General features: G+C 61.7%; 18 protein-coding genes. 9 read left to right on the top strand and 9 right to left on the bottom strand.

Annotation, left to right across the window (positions count from 1 at the left end; all coding sequences use genetic code 11):
- Positions 1-171: 171 nt before the first annotated feature.
- Positions 172-1,092 (bottom strand): LysR substrate-binding domain-containing protein, encoded by a 921-nt coding sequence (locus AB5Y95_RS01045; protein WP_368159358.1) that lies wholly within the window; start codon positions 1,090-1,092, stop codon positions 172-174.
- 313 nt (positions 1,093-1,405) lie between these two features.
- Here AB5Y95_RS01045 and AB5Y95_RS01050 point away from each other — a divergent pair, with 313 nt between their 5' ends.
- Positions 1,406-1,594, top strand: coding sequence for a hypothetical protein (locus AB5Y95_RS01050; protein WP_010634417.1), 189 nt, complete (start codon positions 1,406-1,408; stop codon positions 1,592-1,594).
- A gap of 55 nt (positions 1,595-1,649) precedes the next feature.
- Here the strand turns inward: AB5Y95_RS01050 and AB5Y95_RS01055 are convergent, their stop codons facing one another.
- From AB5Y95_RS01055 to AB5Y95_RS01065, 3 genes are all read right to left on the bottom strand, one after another.
- Entirely contained in the window at positions 1,650-1,940 is a 291-nt protein-coding gene (locus AB5Y95_RS01055) for a hypothetical protein (RefSeq protein ID WP_368159359.1), read from the bottom strand.
- Positions 1,941-2,219: 279 nt separating this feature from the next.
- Positions 2,220-4,226, bottom strand: a complete 2,007-nt coding sequence (locus AB5Y95_RS01060; RefSeq protein WP_368159360.1) for a methyl-accepting chemotaxis protein — start codon at positions 4,224-4,226, stop codon at positions 2,220-2,222.
- A 193-nt stretch (positions 4,227-4,419) separates the two neighbouring features.
- On the bottom strand, positions 4,420-5,715 hold the full coding sequence (locus AB5Y95_RS01065; protein ID WP_368159361.1) for an aromatic amino acid transport family protein: 1,296 nt from the start codon (positions 5,713-5,715) through the stop codon (positions 4,420-4,422).
- Between the two features lie 257 nt (positions 5,716-5,972).
- Here AB5Y95_RS01065 and AB5Y95_RS01070 point away from each other — a divergent pair, with 257 nt between their 5' ends.
- The 4 genes from AB5Y95_RS01070 to AB5Y95_RS01085 all read left to right on the top strand — a co-directional run bounded on the left by AB5Y95_RS01070 (position 5,973) and on the right by AB5Y95_RS01085 (position 9,110).
- The gene (locus AB5Y95_RS01070; protein WP_194758633.1) at positions 5,973-6,356 is read left to right on the top strand and encodes a Rid family detoxifying hydrolase; all 384 of its coding nucleotides are present in this window, start codon (positions 5,973-5,975) and stop codon (positions 6,354-6,356) included.
- Positions 6,357-6,378: 22 nt separating this feature from the next.
- Complete coding sequence (locus AB5Y95_RS01075; RefSeq protein ID WP_043169991.1) at positions 6,379-7,668, top strand: L-serine ammonia-lyase, iron-sulfur-dependent, subunit alpha; 1,290 nt, start codon at positions 6,379-6,381, stop codon at positions 7,666-7,668.
- Between the two features lie 58 nt (positions 7,669-7,726).
- Entirely contained in the window at positions 7,727-8,380 is a 654-nt protein-coding gene (locus AB5Y95_RS01080; protein ID WP_005299461.1) for a transcriptional regulator, read from the top strand.
- A 142-nt stretch (positions 8,381-8,522) separates the two neighbouring features.
- Positions 8,523-9,110 (top strand): histidine phosphatase family protein, encoded by a 588-nt coding sequence (locus tag AB5Y95_RS01085; protein ID WP_368159362.1) that lies wholly within the window; start codon positions 8,523-8,525, stop codon positions 9,108-9,110.
- Between the two features lie 49 nt (positions 9,111-9,159).
- On the opposite strand, the gene AB5Y95_RS01090 is transcribed toward AB5Y95_RS01085, so the two are convergent.
- Positions 9,160-12,303: a DUF3427 domain-containing protein gene (locus AB5Y95_RS01090; protein WP_368159363.1), complete on the bottom strand. Its 3,144-nt coding sequence runs from the start codon at positions 12,301-12,303 to the stop codon at positions 9,160-9,162.
- Between the two features lie 154 nt (positions 12,304-12,457).
- On the opposite strand from AB5Y95_RS01090, the gene AB5Y95_RS01095 reads away from it, so the two are divergent.
- Together AB5Y95_RS01095 and AB5Y95_RS01100 are read left to right on the top strand one after the other, a co-directional pair.
- On the top strand, positions 12,458-12,925 hold the full coding sequence (locus AB5Y95_RS01095; RefSeq protein ID WP_368159364.1) for a hypothetical protein: 468 nt from the start codon (positions 12,458-12,460) through the stop codon (positions 12,923-12,925).
- A gap of 153 nt (positions 12,926-13,078) precedes the next feature.
- Positions 13,079-13,447, top strand: a complete 369-nt coding sequence (locus AB5Y95_RS01100; RefSeq protein WP_005299484.1) for a VOC family protein — start codon at positions 13,079-13,081, stop codon at positions 13,445-13,447.
- A gap of 115 nt (positions 13,448-13,562) precedes the next feature.
- On the opposite strand, the gene AB5Y95_RS01105 is transcribed toward AB5Y95_RS01100, so the two are convergent.
- Positions 13,563-15,146: an alpha/beta hydrolase gene (locus AB5Y95_RS01105; protein ID WP_368159365.1), complete on the bottom strand. Its 1,584-nt coding sequence runs from the start codon at positions 15,144-15,146 to the stop codon at positions 13,563-13,565.
- A gap of 470 nt (positions 15,147-15,616) precedes the next feature.
- Here AB5Y95_RS01105 and rluF point away from each other — a divergent pair, with 470 nt between their 5' ends.
- Positions 15,617-16,651 carry a 23S rRNA pseudouridine(2604) synthase RluF gene (gene rluF / locus AB5Y95_RS01110; RefSeq protein WP_368159366.1) on the top strand — a complete coding sequence of 345 codons (1,035 nt, stop codon included), beginning with the start codon at positions 15,617-15,619 and terminating at the stop codon, positions 16,649-16,651.
- A 76-nt stretch (positions 16,652-16,727) separates the two neighbouring features.
- Here rluF and AB5Y95_RS01115 read toward each other — a convergent pair whose 3' ends face one another.
- The 3 genes from AB5Y95_RS01115 to AB5Y95_RS01125 all read right to left on the bottom strand — a co-directional run bounded on the left by AB5Y95_RS01115 (position 16,728) and on the right by AB5Y95_RS01125 (position 20,669).
- The gene (locus AB5Y95_RS01115) at positions 16,728-18,608 is read right to left on the bottom strand and encodes an exotoxin A binding domain-containing protein (protein ID WP_368159415.1); all 1,881 of its coding nucleotides are present in this window, start codon (positions 18,606-18,608) and stop codon (positions 16,728-16,730) included.
- Between the two features lie 344 nt (positions 18,609-18,952).
- Positions 18,953-20,173: a cyanate transporter gene (locus AB5Y95_RS01120; RefSeq protein ID WP_368159416.1), complete on the bottom strand. Its 1,221-nt coding sequence runs from the start codon at positions 20,171-20,173 to the stop codon at positions 18,953-18,955.
- Positions 20,166-20,669, bottom strand: coding sequence for a nucleoside deaminase (locus AB5Y95_RS01125; protein WP_368159367.1), 504 nt, complete (start codon positions 20,667-20,669; stop codon positions 20,166-20,168). Before AB5Y95_RS01125 ends, AB5Y95_RS01120 begins: the two co-directional genes overlap by 8 nt.
- Positions 20,670-20,779: 110 nt before the next feature.
- Between AB5Y95_RS01125 and AB5Y95_RS01130 the strand changes: the two genes are divergently transcribed.
- Positions 20,780-21,628 carry a LysR family transcriptional regulator gene (locus AB5Y95_RS01130; protein ID WP_368159368.1) on the top strand — a complete coding sequence of 283 codons (849 nt, stop codon included), beginning with the start codon at positions 20,780-20,782 and terminating at the stop codon, positions 21,626-21,628.
- Positions 21,629-21,635: the final 7 nt, after the last annotated feature.

Genomic DNA, 21,635 nt, shown 5'->3' on the forward strand with positions numbered 1-21,635 from the left:
TAGGGCGAGAGATGCCCCCTGACGACATGTCTCATGAACATGGTCAGCGTTGCTCTGTTAGTCGGGCGTTGCGGCATTGCGCCGAGGGCACGGCAACGGGGTCGGCACCAGAGTAGTCAAGCCGGCCGCAACAATCATGGCAGCCGGCAATAAACGACAGTTAAGCGGTGGTTAAATGAGGGGGACGCCGGCGCTGATGAGGTGTAGTTGGCGGATAAACCACTGGAGGGCGGGATCCCGGCCCTGTGCCTGGTGCCAGCTGATGTAGACGGGACAGTGGCTGGAGGCCCAGGGCAGCGGAAAATCCTTGAGCCGCAGGGTGTCGCGCACCTGTGCGACATGCCACTGGCTGACCACGCAGAGCCACTCGGTCTGGCTGACCAGGGAGAGGGCGGTGAGCAGGGCGTTGCTCTCGTATGCAATCTTGCGGGGAGGCAGGGCCTGGTCGCTGAGGCTGCGGATGACCCAGTCGTCCTTGCGGCGCACATCCCAGACCACGTGCTCCTCGGCAAAGAAGGTTTCGAAGTCGAGGCTCTCCCCGATGCGCGGATGATCGGCGCGACAGGCCGCCCTGAGCTCCAGGGTCAGCAGGGATTCGTTGCAAAAGCCGGTCTCTTCCAGCGCCGTGCTGGCCAGCACCAGGTCGATGTTGCGAAGGCGCAGCGCCTGCTGACGCAGATGCTCTTCAAACATGCCGGGCACCGACTCCACCCGGCAGTGGGGCGCCACCTTGGCCAGATGGGCGAGCAGCGCCGGCAACAGCAGGAGATCGAGGTCCGGGTGGCTGGCGATGCGAAAGATACGCTGGCTGGTGAGGGGATCGAACGCCTGATTGAGCAGCAGGGAGCGCTCCATGGTATGCAGGGCGGTGCGGATCTCCCGGTGCAGGGCGAGGGCGCGGCTGGTGGGGATGATCCCGCGGCCATCGCGGCGAAACAGGGGCTCGCCGATGAGATCGCTGAGCCTGCGAATGGCCTGACTGATGGCGGCGGGGGTCATCTCCAGGCTGGCGGCCGCGGCCGATACCCCCTTCTCGGTCATGACGCGATCGAAGATGCGAAACAGGTTCAGATCTATGTGGGAGTGGCTCATCTATACCTCCTCTGCGGGCCTGGTCGTGTGGCGCCAGGCGCTGGCTGTCGCCGGGCCCCGCCATGGGGTGAAGGGCGCCTGAGGGGCTGCGCAGGATCCGCTGCCCCAGCTCACATTGTGGCGGGCGTGGCTGACTGAGAACTTAACGAGCAGCATATGACCATCGCTGAGGCAGAAGAAGCGCCTTTCGGGGCTCTTTTACCGAGAAATGGTGGCGTCGGCAACCTGGCTTGATCTGCATCAAGTTTGTAACGCCCTGGTTACTTTACGGTCAAAAAAGGATGTGGGTAGTAGGTAACAGAAGGATGGATGTATGGAACTTGAAAGGGACCCGAGATGTTATACCGACGTCTGTATCGACGGTAAGTGGTATCACTATGACCACTGCAGCACGCACGTTTACATGCTGATGGGAGGGGCGGCGCCGAGCATGACGCTGGCTTATGAGCCCAGCAGCGAGGAGGAGTTGATCGAGATGCTCCGCCAGCTCGCCTGCGGTTGAACCATATTGCTGCGGCCATCGGCAGCTTGCCGATGGCCGCGCTTCATCTACTTACTCAATTGCCCCGCTTCTGCCCCAGCAGTGTCTTGCCGAGCGCCTGCACGGCGATGGCCGCGGCGTAACCGGCGTCTGACTTGCCCATCTCGTCGGCCACGTAGAGGAAGTTGGAGCCATACTTCTCCACCGCCTCGCGCGGGTTGGCCGCGTCGATGAAATCCTCTTCTACCTCGAACCCCTGCGCCAGCAGCGCGGCTTTCTCGGGCAGGAAGGTGGGGGAGGCCATGTCGATAAAGGTGTACTGCTGCCGGTTGGAGGCCGGGATAGAGAAAAACTGGTACTTCGCCATTTGCGATACCTCGCCTGAACGGTGTGTCGTGATGCGAGCTTCCTCTCGCCGAACTCTCGTCGAACTGCCTCTCGAGCGTCGAACTGCTCCCCGGGCCTGTTGCAGGCAATGAAGGTAACGTTCGAATCTTGTTGTGGCTGCAGATTACCCCGCTTTCATCTCATTGCACAATGGGCAGTCGATACTTTTTTCGCCAAGAAAAACAATGCAGCCTGACGGTCTGAATTTGCAAAAAAAACCAGCCCCGGCAAGGGGCTGGCGTGGGTGACGGGCGCCTGCTCAGAGCACGAAGCTTTGCACCATGGCACGCAGCTGCTCGGTGAGCTGGTGGATCTGGCGGGCGGCGTCGCGGGCCGCGTTGGCTACCTGCAGCGCCTCGTCGCTGCCATCGGAGATGCGCACCACGTTGCGCTCTATCTCGTTGACCACGGCCCCCTGCTGCTCGATGGCGCTGGCGATCACCGAGTTGGTGTCGACCATGCTGCCCACCCGTTCGGTGATGGCGCCAAAGGCCTGCTGGGCCTCCTGGGCCAGACCGACCCCCTCCTGCGCCTCGCGGCTGGCGGCGGACATGGCGCTGACCGAGGCACGGGCACCGGTTTGCAGCTGCTCGATCATCTGCTGGATCTCGACCGTGGCCCCCTGAGTGCGACTGGCCAGCGAGCGCACCTCGTCGGCCACCACCGCGAAGCCGCGCCCCTGCTCGCCGGCGCGGGCCGCCTCGATGGCGGCGTTAAGCGCCAGCAGGTTGGTCTGCTCGGCGATGCCGCGGATCACCCCGATGACGCCACCAATCTGGCTGCACTGCTGCTCCAGCTGGCCGATGGTCTCGGCGGTGCGCAGCACCTCGCGGTTGATGTGGTCGATGGCGGTGATGGTGCGCTCGACCACCGCCTCGCCCTGACCCACCACGGCCTGCGCCTCCTGGGTCATGCGGGCGGCCTGCTGGGCGTTGCCTGCCATGTCGTGGGAGGTGGCGGCCAGCTCCTTGATGGCGGTGGCCACCTGATGGGTCTCCCCTTGCTGATCGGCGATCACCTCCTGGGAGCGGCAGGTCCGCGCTTCGATTTCGGTGGCGCTCTCCACCACGCTGACGCCGTTCTCCCGCACTCGCAGCATCAGGGTGCGCAGGGTCTGCAGGGTCACGTTGTAATCCCGGCTGATGGCGGCCAGCTCATCCTGGCCGACGATCTCGATCTGCTGGCCGAGATCCTGGGCGTTGACCCGGGCGGCGATCTCCCGCACCCGACCCACGGTGGCGCGCAAGGAGAGGTAGGCGCCGATCATCAGGTAGAGATAGACCAGCAGGATGGCGGTCAGCGGCCCGGTCACCCACCAGAAGTGGCGCTGGTTGGCGGTCATGCGCTGATGCAGATCCGCCTCCAGCCGCTGGCGCACCTGACCGGCCAGCGCCGTGATGGCGGCATCCAGCCCATCCCCCAGCGCCAGCACCTCCTGGCTGGAGAGCTGCACCTGCTGATCCTTCATCATCTTGTTTTCCAGAGTGTCGACCCCCTGATGGGCCTGCTGCAACAGGGCGTCGGTCTGCTGGCCCAGCTCGCTGCGATAGGTGGGCGCCATCTCGTAGAGCAGGGTCAGGTCGGCCTCCAGCTCCTGCAGGGTGGCGTTGATGAGGTCGAGGCGAAAGCGCAGGGCGCTATACCCTTGGGCCTGAAACAGGCCGAAGTCGGCAATGGTGGCGGCCCGATCCCGCACCTGGGCCAGCAGGTCGCGCAGCTGGGGCAACCGCTCGCTGGCGAGCACCACCATGTAGTAGGTGCCGAGCGCGGGATCCTGCACCAGGCTGCTGGCGGCGGTAATGCTCTTGTAGAGGTGGCGCACCTCGGTCAGCAGCTTGTCGTGGCGCAGGTTGCTCTGATCCACCTCGAGCCCGAGCGCCTCGTTTTGCAGGCCGGCCCAGCCCTGGGCGAGGGCATCGAAGGTGGGGTTTTGCTGTCCGCTGGCGGCAAAGGCGGCCAGGCTCGCATCGACGGCCCGGGCCGTGGCCTTGACCTCCTCCTCGCCGACCGGGTTCTGCTCATAGCCGTGCCGGGTGACCAGGTTGCGATGGGTCAGCAGGGCCTGTTCGATGGCGGGCAGTGGCGCCAGCTTGACCACGCCGGCCAGCTCCTTGCGGGCCTGGGCATTGTCGTCCTGCAGCCGGCCCAGCAGGTTGGTCATGCTGTAGGCCAGCGGCAGCAGCATCAGGCAGGACCAGAGCAAAAACTTGTATTTGAAGGAGAGCTGATTGCCGAGCCGGATGGCGGGCATGAATATCCATTTCATATGAAGCCTCGGGCCCCGAGGGGGGCGTGTAGCGGGATGGCTGGATATTACTCCTCGCCGGGGAGGCTCGGTTGGAAGGGCGGTGGAAGTTGTGATCCTCTTGGCTTTTTCACTCAGGAAGGGGGCTGAATGGGTCAAATAGGCGGGCCACCCTCAGGGTGGCCCGCCGCCGATGGCACAGGGTGCCGGCAGATCAGTTGAAGGCGAGGAAGGGCGAGACGCAGAGCAGCAGACCAGTGACGATGATGATATAGAGGGAGACCCCCTTGTACTTGTGCAGCGCTGGCACCTGATAGACCAGGTAGGCCGGGATGAGGCACCCTACCATGCCGAAAATGGGGCTGCAGATGGAGGTGAAGCTCAGCACCGGGGCGTTGAGCACGATGGCTCCCCAGGAGAGCAGCACGGTGAACACCATGATGCCCTTGCCCACCAGCCCTTTGTTGATGCGATCTTCCGGCATCACCCGGCGCAGCAGGTTCATCGCCAGCCCCTGGCAGGCCTCGCGAAAGCCCAGATAGACGCCGAAGTAGGCGGTCATCACCGCGAAGATGTTTAAGGTGAGGCTGAGCAGCTTGAGGGTCTGGCCCTGCATGCCCTGGGCCACCATGGCCAGCGCCGAGATGTTCTCCTCGGAGGCCTTGACCGCCTGCTCGTGGCCCATGGCTAGGGTGAAGGAGACGGCGTAGAAGAACACCACCACGAACAGGATGCCGAAGGCGATGTTCATGGCGCGCATCGCCTTGAAGCGGGCCACTTCCAGGGATTTTTCCCGCGAGCGGTAGGAGATCACCATGGGGCTCAGGCTCTGGATGAAGAGAATGGAGGTGAGGGTGAAGGGGAGCATGACGATGGCATCCTTCAGCCAATCACCGCTGGCCGGCATGGCGGTGATGTTGGCGGCATCCCACTTGCCCACCATCATCAGGCCGAGCACAGCCACTACGCTGATCTTGGTCAACACCATGAAGGTGGAGATCTTGAACAGCAGGTTTTCGCCGCGCGAGGCCAGCGCCACCAGGGCGCAGATCAGTACCAGCCCGTAGAAGGGATTCTCGGAGAGCAGTTGTTGGGTGACCCCGAAGCTTTGCAGGAAGGAGGCGCTGTCATTGGTGATGGCGGTGGAGTAGACGAACACCCAGATCACCAGCATCACGAAGTAGAGGGCCCCGAGCAGCACACCCCAGTTCTTGCCGAGGTAGCCGCTGATGACGCTGGGGTAGTCCTTGCACTCGGGCGAGGTGGCCAGGGTATTGATGAAGAGGCGCTGGAACATGTACATGGCTGGGTAGCCGATCACCGCCGACAACAGAAACACCCACAGCCCCATCAATCCTACCTGCACGGGCAGGAAGACGATCCCCGCCCCGATGGCCATGCCGATGCTCATGATGACCCAGCCCCAGTCGGTGCTGTCAAAACGAACCGCTTCTTTCCATTCCAGCGTGCCCATCACGGGCCGGGTGAGTGTCGTACTGTGCGCGTCCATAAAATACCTTGTTTTTGTAGGGGTAAAAATCAAGTGCAAATATAGTTGAATGAAAAGTGGCAAAACAATGCCTTTTATCGCTCTTGTACCCAAAAAGGGAGACTGATCACGCTTTAAATTTGCACTGTTACCGAACTTATCGCTGTTTTTGCAGGTTTTTGTTGAATGAAATGATTAATGAGCAAATAATGTTGAACAAGACAAGACGGTTGATTACAAATGACTGCAAAAATAATTGCATTTTAAGGAGTGGTGATATGAAAAAGATCATAGTGGCGGATGCCGCACCCGATGCCATCGGTCCCTACAGCCATGGCACAGCCTATGGCGACCTCATCTTTACCTCTGGCCAGCTGCCGGTGTGCAAACAGCAGGGCGGCGTGGTGGAAGGGGGCATCGAGGCCCAGAGTCGTCAGGCGCTGGAGAACCTCAAGCATGTCTTGGAGGCCGCCGGCGGCAACCTGGATACCGTGCTCAAGACCACCTGCTATCTCGCCGAGATCAGTGATTTTGCCGTGTTCAACGAGGTTTATAAACGCTATTTCCTGAAAGATTGCCCGGCCCGCAGCTGCTTTGCCGTGAAGGATCTGCCGATGGGTGTCAGGGTGGAAGTGGAAGCGATCGCTCACATCGCTGGTTAATGTTGATAGAAAGGGTGTTCTGATGAAGCAAGCGTGGCAGCAGTATCTGCAGATTATTCAACAGGTTGTCAAACCGGCGCTGGGCTGTACCGAGCCCATCGCCGCCGCTTATGCCGCCGCCGTCGCCGCCCGGCAACTGGGCTGCAAGCCCGTCCGGCTGGAGGTGGCGGTGTCGGACAACCTCTACAAGAACTCCATGGGAGTCTATGTGCCGGGCACCGGCAAGATCGGGCTCGCCATTGCCGCTGCCGCCGGTGCCATCGGCGGTAACGCAGAGGCCGGGCTGGAGGTGTTGGCCGCCATCACGCCGGCTCAGGTCGCAGAGGCGCAGGAGCTGATCGATGCAGGCCAGGTGCAGGTGAGCCGCACCTCGGCCCCCGAGTTCATCTATTGCCGGGTCCGCTTGTTGGGCCTGGATGCAGAGGGCACCGAGCACAGCGCCGAGGTGACCCTGTGCGGCGGCCATACCCGCATCGTCGAGCAGCGCCGCAATGATGAAGTGACCTTCACGGCCGAGCAGGGCCAGGGCGGTGCCACCGGCGCCATCTGCGACGGGGTCGACATCAGCATCGCCGCCATTCATGAATTCGCCACCCAGGTGGAGTTCGAGCAGATCCGCTTTATCCTGCAGGCCTCCGAGCTCAACGGCAAACTCTCCGACGAGGGGATGAACAACCCCTATGGCCTCGAAATTGGCCGCACCATGCAGCAGAACATCCAGGCCGGCCTCATCGGCGAGGACGTGATGAACCGCATCGTGATGCGCACCGCGGCGGCCTCCGATGCCCGCATGGGGGGCGCCAGCCTGCCGGCCATGAGCAATTTCGGCAGCGGCAACCAGGGCATCGCCGCCACCATCCCGGTGGTGGTCATCGCCGAGCGCTTCGGTGCCAGCGAAGAGCAGCTGGCCCGCGCCCTCATCATGAGCCACCTGGGGGCCATCTACATCAAGTCCCACTATCCGCCGCTGTCGGCCTTTTGCGGCAATACGGTCACCAGCGCGGCGGCGGCCATGGCCATGGTCTACCTGGCGGGCGGCAGTTTCGAGCAGTCCTGCCACGCCATCCAGAACGTGCTGAGCGACAGCGCCGGCATGGTGTGCGACGGCGCCAAGGCCTCCTGCGCCATGAAGGTGAGCACTTCCTCCGGGGCGGCGGTGCGCGGCTTCCTGATGGCGCTCAACAGCCATGCAGTGTCGGGGCAGGGGATCGTGGCGGGCAACGTGGAGCAGACCATTCGCAACGTGGGCCAGATGGTCAAAGACGGCATGTCTGCCACAGACAGCACCATTATTGATATCATGTCCGCCTGAGTGTCCCTGTCGGCTGCCGCCCTTGCCCGGGTCGGCGGCCCTTTTATAAGGTTTCAATGTGAAGCTGCAAGAGCTGAGTCAGACCGATTTCGAGATCCTCAAGGCGATGGAGATCATCGTGGACGGCATCGCCGCCATGTATGGTCAGCACACCGAGGTGCTGCTGCACAGCCTGGATGCGCGCAATCCGTCGATCATCAAGATTGCCAACGGCCATATCACCGGGCGCAGCGTCGGAGCCCCCATCACCAACCTGGCGATGATGAAACTCAAGAGCGGGCAGGATATCTCCAGCCCCTACATGACCAAGTGCGCCACCGGCAAGACGCTGCGCTCGCTCACCACCGTCATTCGCAATGGCGAGGGGCAGGCCATCGGTCTGCTCTGCATCAACACCGACATGGACGCCCCGCTGCAATCCGTGCTGCGCACCATGATGCCGGAGTGCCTGCACGGCCACGATGGTCACGCCACCCCGGAGGTGTTTGCCCGCAACATCGACGAGGCCCTCAACAGCACCATCGACACCGTCAGTGCCGAGGTGCGCGGCAACGAGGCGGTGCCCCCGTCCCAGAAGACCCGGGTCATGGTCAACCAGCTGCACGAGCTCGGCATCTTCGAACTCAAGGACAGCGCCCAGATAGCGGCTCGCCAGCTCGGCATCTCGGTTCACTCCATCTACCGCTATCTGCGGGAGATCAAGAAGGGCTGAGCACGGAGCCTGCCGGCATAAACGGGTCACCATTGACCCGTTTTGTTTTTTTCTTTCCCCCGTCTGTGCCTTGGCTGCCCCGGCACATCTGCTACCATGCCTCTCTTGTTTTTGTTATCTCGTTGAACCTGCTGGAGAAACCATGTCCCGTACCCTCTATCTGCTGCGCCACGGCCAGACCCGTTACAACGCCGAACTGCGACTGCAGGGGCGCTGCAACTCCGAACTGACCGCCAAGGGCGAAGCCCAGGCCCTCGCCATGGGGGCCCGTCTGGCCAAGCTGCTGGCCGAGCCCGCCGACTGGACCCTTTACGCCAGCCCCCTCGGCCGGGCGCGCCAGACCGCGGAGCGGGTGTGCCAGCAGCTTGGCTTGGACCAAGCGCGTATCGTCTGGGACGAGCGGCTGGTGGAGTTGGGGATGGGAGAGTGGGAGAGTCGCCGGGTGCCCGAGCTGCTGGCGGCCCACCCCGAGCTCGATCTGGATGAGCCTGACTGGTACCTGCAAGCCCCAGAGGGCGAGAGTTTTCAGAGCATTCAGGGCCGGGCGCTGAGCTGGCTGCAGGATGAGCGCATTGCCGAGCGTGCCATCGTGGTCTCTCACGGCCTGTTTGGCGCCATGCTGCGCGGCGCCTATGCGGATCTGGATTACACCACCACCTGGCTGCAGGAGCTGCCGCAAGATGCCTTCTTCAAACTGAGCGGCGGCCGCATCGAGCGGATCCCCTGCTGACCCCAATCAAAACGGCTCGCCATTGGCGAGCCGTTTGTTGTTTAGTCGTTTAGCCAACGGCCAATTTTGCTGCATCCTTCCACATAAATGGCGGCATCGGGGTCATTAGGTGCCATTTGATGTTCATCGGTTGGCTGCCGCTATGAGATACGTACTCCACCTCACCAAAGTTCACAAAGCCAAGGGTGCGGCCAAATTCATCTTTGCTCTGCTCACGGACGAACAGAAACAAGCGCTTACCCTCTGCCCTGTGATTTATGTAACTCAGCCCCTTACCCCGTTCTGGGCGAGCGCTGTTTTGGCTCTGCCAATGAAACAGCGACTCGTTAATGGCGTAGTCGTGATAACGGGTAGTGGGGGAGAAGTGCTGCTCCGTTTTATTCAGAGTCACAAACAACAACTCGATATTTTGCTCTGCGATGACATATACCCCTTCGCGAGTGGTGGGTTGCTGCGCGAAGGTGGTTGCACCAAAGCCAACTAGCACCTGCTCTCTGGCATAACGGGCATGCAGTTGCAGTGGATTGCCGGGAAGGTCAGGCATGGTCAGTTGCTCGTGTTGCACCCGGTTGATCAGCATGGGCAGCAGATCTGCCAGCTCGGCCCTTAACTCTGGTTGATTGAGTTGTTTCAGGCTGTGAGCCAAGGAGCTAAAGCCTGCGTTAGGGCCGCTCTGTTGCCAGAAGTCGTAATGGCACATCAAGGCCATACGTTCATCGTGCGTGGCCGTTAAGGTAAATGCGTCTGCCACCAAGGTTTGTAGGAAGTTCAAGTAATGGAGCGCATCGCAACCCAATAGCCGGGTTCTGATAGCCCGGGTATAGAGGGTAGATAGCTTCTCATCGCTCATTTCAGAAACGGTATGGTTGTGTGCCTGTTTGACCAAGGTGCTCCAGTTACCGCGCTTGTAGATCTCCTCAAGGTTGATGTGAGGGTAAAACTTCAAAAAGTTCGCCAGCGTCAGCGGTAAATCGCAATCCTGTGAGAAACGGCGGATCAGGCCCATGAGGCGTGAGGTATTGAGAGTCGCCCTCTTGATATTGCTCAGAATTAACTCTTGGGTCTGTTTTGAGAGCTCGATGCGGCAACCCAATGGGGCATGGGGAAAGCCTTGTTTGATTTCGTGGCTGATCGCCTTATTGGTTTTACCCACCAGAGCTCGGAATTTCTGAGTAAAGTCATACTCCGCGCGAGCATTGCCAACAAAATCCAACACGGTACAGCACTCTTTATCGCTCGCCAGCCGCAGGCCCCGCCCTAATTGCTGCAAGAAAATGGTGAGGCTTTCCGTTGGTCGTAAAAACAGCAAGGTATCGACTTCCGGGATATCGACACCTTCGTTGAAGATGTCCACCACGCAGAGAATATTGATAACGCCGGTACGCAACTCCTGTTGTTTGCTATGCCGCTCGTCTCGGTTATCGCTGGTGAGGATGTCAGCCTTGATGCCCTTCAATAAAAATGCCTTGCACATAAAATCGGCATGTTCACAGCTAACACAAAATGCCAGCGCTTTGATCTTGGTAATATCGGTGACGATCTCATCGAGGCTCTGAACTATCTTCTGTACCCGCTGCTGATTGTGGGTATAGATATTGGTGAGCTCAGTGATGTCATAACGACCATTTTTCCAGGTCACTTGGCGCAAGTCAGTATCATCATCGATACCAAAATATTGGAACGGGCAGAGATGGCGACGATTGATGGCCTCTGGCAATCGGATCTCCGCTGCGATGACACCACAAAAATCAGCGAGAATATCGCTGCCATCATGGCGCTCTGGCGTTGCGGTTAATCCCAACAGAATGTGAGGTTCAAAGGCGGCGAGCAGACCACGATAACTGACCGCAGCAATATGGTGAACCTCATCGATGACGATGTAATCGAAATAGTCTGGGCTAAGACGTAAATTAGCCAGCTGGTTATTCAATGATTGCACCGAGGCAAATAGTTGACGGTAGTGAGTAGGCACGGCACCGCCGACCAAGAGTTCGCCAAAATTGGATTGCTTGAGCACACCGCGGTACGAGGCTAATGCTTGGCGCAAGATCTCCTCTTTGTGGGCGACAAACAGGAACTTTGCGTCGGGTTTGGTTTTCAGAAAACGCGCAAAATCAAAAGCGGAGATCAGGGTTTTCCCTGTACCGGTGGCCGCCACCACCAAGTTACGAAAGCGCTGGTGTAAAGTGCGCTCCATCGCCAATTGCTCAAGGATCTCCTGTTGATGGGGAAACGGCGCGATATCAAAGAAATAGGAAGAGCTATTTCTGTCACCATCCCCACGGGCCTCTTGCAGCGCATGCTGCAATTTTGTTCGGCTTTCGAGCTTGCCATCAAACAGCTCAAAATCATCGGATTCCCAATAGGTTTCAAAGGTACTCAGGGATTTATCGATAATATGAGGGATCTCTTGCGAGGTGATTTTTAGGTTCCACTCCAAGCCGCTGGTGAGGGCAGAATGAGAGAGGTTGGATGAACCTATATAGCCGGTATGAAAGCCGGTATTTCGGCAAAATAGATAACTTTTGGCATGCAACCGCTCACGCTGGGTGTTATAGCTGAGTTTGACTTCGGTATTGGGGAGGCTGGCTAAAAATTCAACTGCCTTGGCGTCGGTTGCACCCATATAAGAGGTAGTAATTACTTTTAATTGGCGGCCGCTGCGGGTGAACTCTTCCAGCTCATGACGGAAAATACGGATCCCTGCCCATTTGATAAATGAGACCAGCCAACAGATGCTATCTGCCGATAATATCTCCCGTTTAATCTCCGACTCCATCGACAAACCCGCATTGCTGCCGCAGAACAGCTCACTTTGCGTTAGACCGGTCAGAGGAAAAATATCTTCGGCATATTGCTTTAAATTGGCAGAGATGGGGTTATCCAACTGGTAGAGCGCCGTCAGAATTTTCCCCTGACTATCGATGAGGTTCTCGCCAATAAAATCTGGGTCTTGGGTGCGATCTTTTAGCCAAAGCAATAACTGGTTAGCCAGCTCAATCTGCCGTTGCAGCTGATCTTCTCCAGTAACAGAACCCACCGCATATTCCAAAACACGACTCAGAAATCTGGATAACCAGACTGCCGCTTCGGCAGGTTCAAGCTGGCGTTCCCCTACGTAAAAGCGCTCGCGGTCGAGTCGAGATGTCAGCAGTTGAGTAATGAGTTGTTCATAAATACCACATTGTTGCATCGAACACTGGCCTTGAACGTTGTACATGAGGGTGGCGAGAAGAGTATCATTTTTTCCAACCAAATCAGTAAGCTGTTGTCGCCTGTTACTCGTTTGAAAATTGCCCCGATTTTCCGTGATACAACTCGGTAGTGGTAACCACAAGGAGGTGGTGATGGATCCGGTTTCTTATCTCTTCTCGGCTTATCTCAATCTGGTACAGCAGCAGGTATCGGATATTTATGGCACTGAGCTTAAGTCGCTGGTGGTGGAGTATGAGGGGGAACAAATCCCCTTTGCCTTCCAGTTTTGGCAGCTGCAGCCGAAAAGCGTCTGCCGCAGCTACGAGCAGGATGCACGGCGCTTCAGCCAATGCACTGTCAAGGCGGCGGCGCTATTTGGCAAGCTGTGCGATCAGTTGTCCCGCCAGGACGACAGCCACTCGCAGCAGCCCCAGTATCGCGCTATGTACTGTGCCGCTTCAGTCAACTACCGCCCCATGATCGCCGACATTCGCGAGAGCAAACCGGATGCGGCCCGGCAGGCTGAGCGCGCCTGCAATCAGGCCATTCTGGCCGCGATGGACAGTGATAATGAAACCCTGCTGGCCCAGCGTGATCAGGCGTGTCGTACCCAACAGTGAAAGCCACCGTCGCTTTCACTCAGCTAGCGGCTTTGCTCGGCCATCTTTGCGTCATTCGGCACAGTTGATTGGTAGACAATTGGGTATGATGAAGGTGCCCACAGGCCCGTTTGTCGGGCCAGCACTATCGACACATCTCAGCCAGGAGGGGACATGATCAGCCATATCGACCATCTGGTATTGACGGTCAGCGATATCGAGCGAGCCGTCGCGTTTTACAGCTCAGTGCTCAACATGGAAGCCATTACCTTCGGGGCGGGGCGCCGGGCCCTGCGCTTTGGCAACCAGAAGATCAATCTGCAACTGCTGGGGCAGGAGCCGCGCAACCGGGCGCAGGTGGGCTCGGGGGATCTCTGCCTCATCACCCGCTGGCCGCTGGAGCAGGTCATCGCCCAGCTCCATTGCCACGGGGTGGAGATAGTGGAGGGGCCGGTGACCAAGAGCGGAGCCTGCGGCCCCATCGAGTCGGTCTACTGCCTGGATCCGGATCACAACCTGATTGAGATCAGCCGCTATCCCTGATGGCGCTTGGCATCGGGTGACGGCCGGTGTATGCCGCCCTGCCTGAGCAAGTACTGAGGGGGCCCCATGTCGGCCCCATCCTGACGCACAACCTTAATGAGTCCCGGCAAGGGCCCTAGAAGGGAGCCTCGCTCTCCTGCCCATCGTTTAGAAACGCTTCCCGCTCCGCCTGATAGGCGGCCTCGTCTTCGCTGTCCCAGACCGGGGTTGGCTGTTTGCCGGCCGGCGGTTGGGCAGGCGCCGTCAGCGTCTCTATCACCTTCTCCTGCAGATAGGGGAAGAAGGGGTTGGAGGAGGTGCGGGTGAGGGCGCCGGGGTTGACGATCAGCACCCCGCGCTCACCGCGCAGGGCCAACCCCCCCAAATTGATGCCGTATTGCTCGCGCTGTTCGGGCCGTGGCGCCATGCCATAGAGGGGGTCATCCATCGGGAAGGGCAGGGCCACGTGGGAGAGGGAGTAGATCTCCCTGGGGTAGTCGATGTCGAGAGGCTGGATCTGCTCAGGCCCACCGCCGGCCGGCAAGCTGCTGGCCTGGGTGCGGGTGCTGGCGGGAGCCTGATTGCCCACCACCGTCAGCCGGTAGGAGAGCGGCGGGCGCGGCAGCAGGTGGCTCAGCGCCAGTTCGGAGGCGCTGCTCAGCAATGGGCCGAACAGGGTGCCGCGGTTGATGTCGAACAGCACCAGCTCGCTGCCGTTGGCAGGCAGGAAGTGATAGAGATCGGCGATGATGGAGCGGGTGCTGACGGTGTAGTCCATCACCGACTGGAAGGTGAGGGTGGGCGGGAAGGCCGCGAGTGCGCCGCTGGCGGCCTGCTCACGCACCTGCTGCTGGATGGCGTGGGTCAGCCGGTAGGATTGGCGCGCGCCGTTGACCGGGAACGAGTTGTATTTGAAGGGGTTGAACTCCGGCATGGTGTCGAGCCAGGCGGCGCTGGCAAATGCGGGCAGCAGGGCGGGCACCGCCTTGAGGCCGGCGAAGCGGGCAAAGCGGGTCACCCCTATCATGGGGGAGATTAGCACCAGCCGATCCGGCCTTGCCAGCGTGCCGGTCTTGTCACCTTCCGCATCGAGCGCATATTTCACCGCCAGTGCGCCGCCGTTGGAAAACCCCACCAGATGTAGCGGCAGCGGGCTTGGCGCCAGTACTCTGGCCTCGCGTACCGCCAGCCGGGTGGCGGCCAGCCAGGTCTCCCAGTCGATGTCGATCAGCCCGGCCGGCACGGTACCGTGGCCCGGAATGCGCAGCCCCAGGGCGATGAAGCCCAGCTCGCGGTAGCGCTGGGCCAGGTGGCGCAGGCTGTAGGGGGAGTCGGTCAAACCGTGCAGGAACACCGCCACCCCTTTCACCTCGCCGCTCGGGCGCAGCAGATAGGAGCGGTTCCAGTCGGTTGCAAAATGAGCCGGATTGATAGGGGCATCCTGATAGTAGCGATTGCTGTCGAGCTGCTGCTCCGGCGGCGTTCTGGCGATCACTTCCCTGGTCACCAGCTCGAACAGCTGCTGTTCGTGGGTCAGATAGGCCTGCCAGTCGCTGTCATCGAGCTGCTCGGCGCTGAGCTCGGGCGGCACCAGGGTGTGCCAGGGTTGTAGCGGTTCGGCCTGCCAGGCGAAGTAGGCGATCAGGGCCCAGCCGAGCAGTAGCAAGCCCAGCAGACTGAGAAGAAGGCGGCGAACGAGGCGGCGGGTGCGAGCCAGCATGGCAGAGTCCTTGGCACTGATATAAAGAGGGGCGGCCCCGCGTCCACGGCAGCCGTACTAAAGCTCGAAAGCTGGCTTAAAGCCTAAGGGAAACAAGGTGATAAGTACAGGCAGCAGGCCGGGATGAGGTAGATGAGGGGCGCCAGGAGGTGAGGCTTTGGGCATTGTCCTGGCTGGGATAAGGCGCTTTTATGGTGTCACTTGCCGCCTTCTGCGCCGTTATATGGGGACGCATTGCGCACCGTTTTGGCGTGACGCGGCGCGCATTTTGCGGGAAGCGGAAGGGGCCGGGTGCAACTATCCTGCGTGTGCGGCAGAGCAATGTGCTAATGTGCCGGCGTTTTTTGCTGACAAGGCCGACCTCGGCCGGTTTTAAAGATGGAGTGATATGCACAATTTTGACCTGGTGAGCCGGCCATCCCGCGCTCTGATGAGACATGCGCAGGCCGTGGGCCGCTGGCAGGTGACCCATGCTGGCTGATGAATCCATGCGTCTGAACAAATACATCAGCGAGAGCGGCATCTGCTCGCGTCGCGAGGCCGATCGCTTCATCGAGCAGGGCTGTGTCTTCATCAACGGCAAGCGGGCCGGGGTGGGGGATCAGGTGTTTGCCGGGGATCTGGTCAAGGTCAACGGCCAGGTGATCGAGCCGCGTGAGGCGGACAGCCTGGTCTTTATCGCCCTCAACAAGCCGGTGGGCATCGTCTCCACCACGGAAGCGGGGGAGAAGGACAACATCGTCGACTTCGTCAACCACAGCACCCGCATCTTCCCCATCGGCCGGCTCGACAAGGACTCCCAGGGGCTCATCTTCCTCACCAACCACGGTGATCTGGTCAACAAGATCCTGCGGGCGGGCAACGATCACGAGAAAGAGTATCTGGTGACCGTCGACAAGCCTGTGACCGACGACTTTATCAAAGGGATGGCGGCCGGGGTGCCGATCCTCGGCACCGTCACCAAGAAGTGCAAGGTGAAGAAAGAAGCGCCGTTCGTGTTTCGCATCACGCTAGTGCAGGGGCTGAACCGCCAGATCCGCCGCATGTGCGAGCACTTCGGCTTCGAGGTGACCAAGCTCGAGCGTATCCGCATCATGAACGTCAGCCTCAAGGGGCTGCCGGTGGGCGAGTGGCGCGATCTCGACGGTGACGAGCTGATCGAGCTGTTCAAGCTGATTGAGGACTCCTCCTCCGAGGTGAAACCGGCCAAGGGGGCGCAACCGGCCAATGCCCAGGGTGGTAAACCCAAGGCGCCTGCGGCGCACGGCGGCAAGTCGGCACCGGGCAAGAAGCCACGGCGCGACGACGATCACGAGATTGGCGGTCGCCCCAATGTGCCGGGCCCGGAGGCGTTCGAGAAACGGACCCCTGCAGGCAAGGGGGCTGCCGGCAAAGGCGGTTCGGCAAAAGGTGGCGCAGGTAAAGGCGCCCCGAACAAGGGGAGCAAACCGGCCGCCGGCAAACCGCGCGCCGGTCAGGGTGGGCGGCAGAAGAAGGGGCGCTAGGCGCCCTCTCACTCCCCGCGTTGACAGTAAAAAACACCGGCCACAGGCCGGTGTTTTTGTATCGATGACCCGCGATTCAGAGTTCGTCGCGGGGCTGGGTGGTGTAATCAGGCAAGGTGCTGATGGCACTCTCTTCCTGCGGCACGCTGGCAGGGTCAAGATCGCCGCCGACGTTGTGCGGATCCGTCGGAATGGTGGAGGGGATCACTACCGCCTGCTCCGCCAGTCGCCAGCCCAGAATGGTTTCCAGGCGGCCGCCCTCCTCTTCCGGTCCTGTGATGGCCTCCAGCTGCAGCGGCAGGGGATGACCGATCAGGCGGCCGACCTCATCGACGGCGCCGGGAGCGGCCAGGGTCTGCTGGGTCGCGTAGAGACGGGGCAGTGCGGCGCGGGGCACATACACCCGTAGCAGCACGCCATTGCGGATGCGGCCACGGGCATCCGCTTCCTGATCCTGGGCGTAACCGTAGGCGAGGGCCGGATCGCCGGCGACATAGAAGCCTTGCCAGGGGGCGATGGAGGATTGATCCCGTTCATGCACCCCCTCAAACACTATGCTGTGGGCGGCTTCGAGGAAGGTGCCGTGATAACCGACGAAGAGATAACCGCGCGCCAGCAGCTGGCGATGGGCTTGTTCCAGGCGGGTCACCGACCAGTTGCGAGTACCGGCCGTGCTGAAGCTGACCTCGTCCCCGTCACCCAGGAAGCTGGCACCGTTCGGATAGTCCCGCTCCTGCAGGGCATCGGCGCTGTCGGCTGGCGCCAGGCAGTTGAGATCGGCGGCAGGGCAGGTGAGATTGACCACATCGGCGCTGGCGGCCTGCTCTTGGCTATTGCCCGCCTGCTGGTGGCTGAAGGCATCGCTCTGGGCGGCAGCCATGCTCAGGGCCAGCCGTGTCTGGGCCGGGTTTTCCCGAATGGCTTGCGCCAGCTGCCCTCGTGGCGTTGAGCCATCCTCTGGCGTGGTATTGGCCAGCGCCTGGGTGATCACGGTATCAAGTTGGGACCATGGCAGGCGGGTCAGCAGATAGAGGGTGACGAGATTGTGGACCGGATAGCCACACTGGCTGAGCTCTTCCCAGCCTCTGGGTTGACGGCTTCTGGCCAGGGATTCAAGGGGGATGGCGCAAACTTGATGAGTGGTGAGGGCCGCCAGACCGTCTCCCTTGGCAAAGTGCAGACGATGACTGATGGCGGTCGGCACGATATGGGTGTCGTGAGAGGCGGGTGCCCCGGCCAATACCCGGTAGACCTTGCCTTCCCAGGTATCACCCAGGTTGCAGGTGCGCTGCGACAGATAGTTGTAGACCGCATCCAGCGGATCCAGCAGGCACAGCACCTTGCCGGTATGCCACTCGCTCCAGCGCTTCTGACGGCTGTGCTGGGTGGGCGCCGCCACGAAGCCGACACCGGCCGCACTGAGGGTGAGGCTGCGATTGATCTCGTTGTTTTCCACGTGCCTGACGAAGAGCGTCGAGTTGCTGGCCATGGTGCGCAGCAGGTCGTCGCTCACTTCGATGCTGTAGATGGGGGAGATATGGCTCACCTCGGATCCTGCATCCAGCTCATGGAAGAAGACCTTGATGCTGGCGGGGGCATCGTCACCGACCGGGACCAGCCAGTGCAGCGACCAGTTGCCGCGTCCCTGGCGGGTATAGCTGTAGGTGCGTGGGCCCTTGCCCGCGGTGGCGCTGGTCAGGGTGATGGTGGTGCCATCCGTGCGCAGGGTCAGCGCATTGCCGAGGGCCAGCTTGAGGCTGTCTCCCCCTTCTTCCAATACCATGGAGTAGTGCAGTACCCCGGAATCGGTCTGTCCGCCCAGCAGGCTGGCGACATCGAGCTGGCTGGCGCGCACTCCCTGGGCCAGATCCAAGGTGCAGCGGGTGGCGCACTCCTGCCACAGGTTGAATGACTCATCGGCCATGACCGGTGAGATGGCACCGCCTAGCATGGCCAAGCCACCGAGTAGAGAAGCCCATTTTGTGTTTGTCTGCATGTGATTTCCTTTGAGTGATAGCAAAGCCACTGGCGCGTGGCGCTCTCCTCCCTGATGAATACAGCCTCTTCCCTGTCAGACGAAACGAGATTAATTCTCGTCTGAATGCCTTACCTTAATGGGCTCATATGGCAGCACAACCCTCCATATGGGAAGATTTAATGTGTTACAAATCAAATGGATATGAAGCGCTTTACTGATAATTTGCTCAGCTGGCCCGATGCCGGAAAGCGAGCAAAGGATGGGAAGGAATAGCAGGGGGGTGAGTTTGCCTCCTCATCTGGAAAAGAGGAGGCAAGCACAGATCAGTTGATGGGGGCGGGGGCAGGAGAGGCCGTGGCCAGCTTCATGGCGCGCGGGTAGCGGCGCGGGTCGAGGCGCAACACCAGCAGGCTCATCAGCACCAGGCCGGCCAGCTGCCACTGCCAGGCGGCGGCGAAGTCACCGCTCAGGTGATGCAGGCGGGCCGCCACCCAGGGGCCGGTGGCCGCCAGCATGAAGCCGAATCCCTGCATCAGGGCGCTGAGGGTGCCGGCACGGCGCGGATCCGGCAGGTGATCGAGCGCGATGACCATGATGAGGGAGAAGCTGCCGCCAAGCCCGGCGCCGCACAGCATGCACCAGAGGATGGGGGCGGCCGTCGGCGCCAGCCAGAGGCCGCCAAAGCCCGCCAGTTGCATGGCGATGGCCAATCCCATCCAGGGGCGGCGGTCGAGCCGGCGGGCGGCCAGCAGCGGCAGGCCGAGGCCGCTCACGGTCTGGGCCAGTGCCAGCCAGGCCACCAGCTCGCCCCCCTGTTGGGGGCTCCAGCCCTGTGCCATGTAGGCCGGCGCCAGCCAGGCCACCACGATGCCGTAACCGCTGTTGATGATGCCAAAGCAGCTTATCAGCAGCCAGCTGCGGGGCAGGCTGATGAGGCGCTGCTCGCCGCCGCCGGATACCGCCACCGGCGCTGCGGGCAGCCGTACCCGCCAGCCGAGCCAGCCCATGGCCAGCAGCACCGGCAGGCTCCACAGCGCCAGCGCCTGGGACCAGTCGAGCCGGGCGGCGAGCTGCGGGGTGAGGCTGGCACCCAGCGCTCCGCCCCCCATCATGCAGGCCGAGAAGATGCCCATCACCAGCGGCACCTTCTGGGCAAATGCCTGCTTGATGAGACCGGGCAGCACCCCCTGCACCAGGGCCGAGCCTAGCCCGCAGAGGGCGGCGCTGGCGATGAGCAGGGCGCCGCTACCTGCCTCGAAGCGCATGGCGCTGCCCATGCCCAGCAGCAGCAGGGCCGCCCCCAGCAACTGGCGCGGCCCACTGCGACTGCGCAGGGCCGGGGTGAGCAGCACGCCGCCACCGATGAGCCAGAGCGGCAGCAGGGTCAGCCAGGCCAGGGTATCCATGCCAAGCCCGAGCGCCTCGGCAATGTCGCGGCTGAGGGGGCCGATGGCGGTGAGAAACGGCCGCAAGTTGAGCCCGATCAGGATCACCAGCACCAGCAGGGCCTGCTGCTGGCGCGTATCGATGCGGGCCTCAAGCATGGTCTTGTGCACCGTAGAGCTCGGCGGCGGCCAGCGGGCTTGGCAGCTTGATGAGCGGCAGTGGAGCAGGGGCGAGGGGCAGGCCCAGCTTGTGGTAGGCGGCCGTGCTGTCAAAGCCGAACGGGGCTGCATCCTCGTTATCGAAGGCGTAATAGACGGCGGCAATGCCGTTCATCACCAGGGCGCTCAGGCACATGGGGCAGGGGTGACCGCTGGCGTAGACGATGGCGCCCGCCAGCGGCCCGACCTGGCTGGCCTGGCGCAGTGCTTCCAGCTCGGCGTGGCGGGTGGGGTCGCCATCCTGGTGCATGCCGTTGACGGCGCTGGTCACCAGCTGGTTGTCTCGCACCAGCAGGGCGGCAAAGGGGCGGCCTCCCTGCTGGCGGTTGAAGAGGGCCAGTTGCAGAGCCTGCTCCAGCCACTCCTGATGGCTGGGATTGGTGGTCAGCGACGCGATCAGGCGTGCGCCGGCGGGTTCGGCAAGGGAGTGGGGCATGACGGATCCTCGAGGCAAGGGGATGGGAGGAGACCAGCCTAGCGGGGGAATCAGTCATGGGGAAATTAAATGATAGAATGACATCCAGTGGTTTTGTAAATGGAGTCGCCATGCTGGATCCCCTCTTGCTGCGCAGCTTTGTCGCCATCGTCGACAGCGGCAGTTTTACCCGCGCCGGTGAACGGGTGCACCTCACACAATCCACCATCAGCCAGCAGATGCGGCGCCTCGAGCAGCAGCTCGGCTGCCCGCTGCTGGATCGCTCCGGTCGCCAGGTGGTGACCACGGCAGAGGGAGAAAAGCTGCTGGGACTGGCCCGCAGCATCCTGGCCCTGCTGGCCCGGGCCGAGGAGCAGGTGGCCGAGGCCAGCCTGCAACTGAGCCTGGGGGTCCCGGAGGATTTTGCCGCCGGTGCCATCGCCCCGGTGCTGGCGGCCTTTGCCCGCGATTACCCGCAGGTGCGTCTGGAGGTGCACAGCGGCCTCAGCCACGAGATCTGGCAGCGCTTCGAGGCCGGCGAGCTGGACTTGGCGCTGGTCAAACAGGCGCGGGGACAGGGGGCGCCGCGCGCCTGCTGGCGCGAACCGCTGGCCTGGGTCGACAGCCGAGCCTGGCCCGCCAGCGAGCGGGATCCCCTGCCGCTGGTGGTGTTCCCGAGCGAAGGGCTCTATCGGCGGCAGCTGACCGAGGCGCTCGATGGGATGGGGCGGCGCTGGCGCATCGCCTACGTCAGCGCCAGTCTGGCCAGCCTGCAGGGGGCGGTGAGCGCCGGGATCGGGGTCAGCCTGCTGCCCCGGCGCCTGCTGCAGCCGGATCAGCAGGAGCTGACCCACTGGCCGGCAGTGGCGCCGGTGGAGCTGGCGCTGCACCTGGGGGCGGAGCGCGGCGAGCCGCTCACTCGCCTCTGCGAGGCCCTCATCAGCCTGTGCGATCGGGTGATGGGGCCCGCTGAGCAGTGAGAGGATG

The organism is Aeromonas sp. R5-3 (assembly GCF_040908225.1).
Lineage (GTDB): Bacteria > Pseudomonadota > Gammaproteobacteria > Enterobacterales > Aeromonadaceae > Aeromonas > Aeromonas dhakensis.

Bases quoted from the DNA above. Each gene is read 5' to 3' on its own strand.
- AB5Y95_RS01095 (WP_368159364.1), top strand. From the start codon at position 12,458: ATGGATCCGGTTTCTTATCTCTTCTCGGCTTATCTCAATCTGGTACAG.
- AB5Y95_RS01130 (WP_368159368.1), top strand. From the start codon at position 20,780: ATGCTGGATCCCCTCTTGCTGCGCAGCTTTGTCGCCATCGTCGACAGC.
- AB5Y95_RS01105 (WP_368159365.1), bottom strand. From the start codon at position 15,146: ATGCTGGCTCGCACCCGCCGCCTCGTTCGCCGCCTTCTTCTCAGTCTG.
- AB5Y95_RS01090 (WP_368159363.1), bottom strand. From the start codon at position 12,303: ATGCAACAATGTGGTATTTATGAACAACTCATTACTCAACTGCTGACA.
- AB5Y95_RS01125 (WP_368159367.1), bottom strand. From the start codon at position 20,669: ATGCCCCACTCCCTTGCCGAACCCGCCGGCGCACGCCTGATCGCGTCG.
- rluF (WP_368159366.1), top strand. From the start codon at position 15,617: ATGCTGGCTGATGAATCCATGCGTCTGAACAAATACATCAGCGAGAGC.
- AB5Y95_RS01055 (WP_368159359.1), bottom strand. From the start codon at position 1,940: ATGGCGAAGTACCAGTTTTTCTCTATCCCGGCCTCCAACCGGCAGCAG.
- AB5Y95_RS01045 (WP_368159358.1), bottom strand. From the start codon at position 1,092: ATGAGCCACTCCCACATAGATCTGAACCTGTTTCGCATCTTCGATCGC.
- AB5Y95_RS01070 (WP_194758633.1), top strand. From the start codon at position 5,973: ATGAAAAAGATCATAGTGGCGGATGCCGCACCCGATGCCATCGGTCCC.
- AB5Y95_RS01100 (WP_005299484.1), top strand. From the start codon at position 13,079: ATGATCAGCCATATCGACCATCTGGTATTGACGGTCAGCGATATCGAG.
- AB5Y95_RS01075 (WP_043169991.1), top strand. From the start codon at position 6,379: ATGAAGCAAGCGTGGCAGCAGTATCTGCAGATTATTCAACAGGTTGTC.
- AB5Y95_RS01085 (WP_368159362.1), top strand. From the start codon at position 8,523: ATGTCCCGTACCCTCTATCTGCTGCGCCACGGCCAGACCCGTTACAAC.
- AB5Y95_RS01060 (WP_368159360.1), bottom strand. From the start codon at position 4,226: ATGAAATGGATATTCATGCCCGCCATCCGGCTCGGCAATCAGCTCTCC.
- AB5Y95_RS01065 (WP_368159361.1), bottom strand. From the start codon at position 5,715: ATGGACGCGCACAGTACGACACTCACCCGGCCCGTGATGGGCACGCTG.
- AB5Y95_RS01050 (WP_010634417.1), top strand. From the start codon at position 1,406: ATGGAACTTGAAAGGGACCCGAGATGTTATACCGACGTCTGTATCGAC.
- AB5Y95_RS01120 (WP_368159416.1), bottom strand. From the start codon at position 20,173: ATGCTTGAGGCCCGCATCGATACGCGCCAGCAGCAGGCCCTGCTGGTG.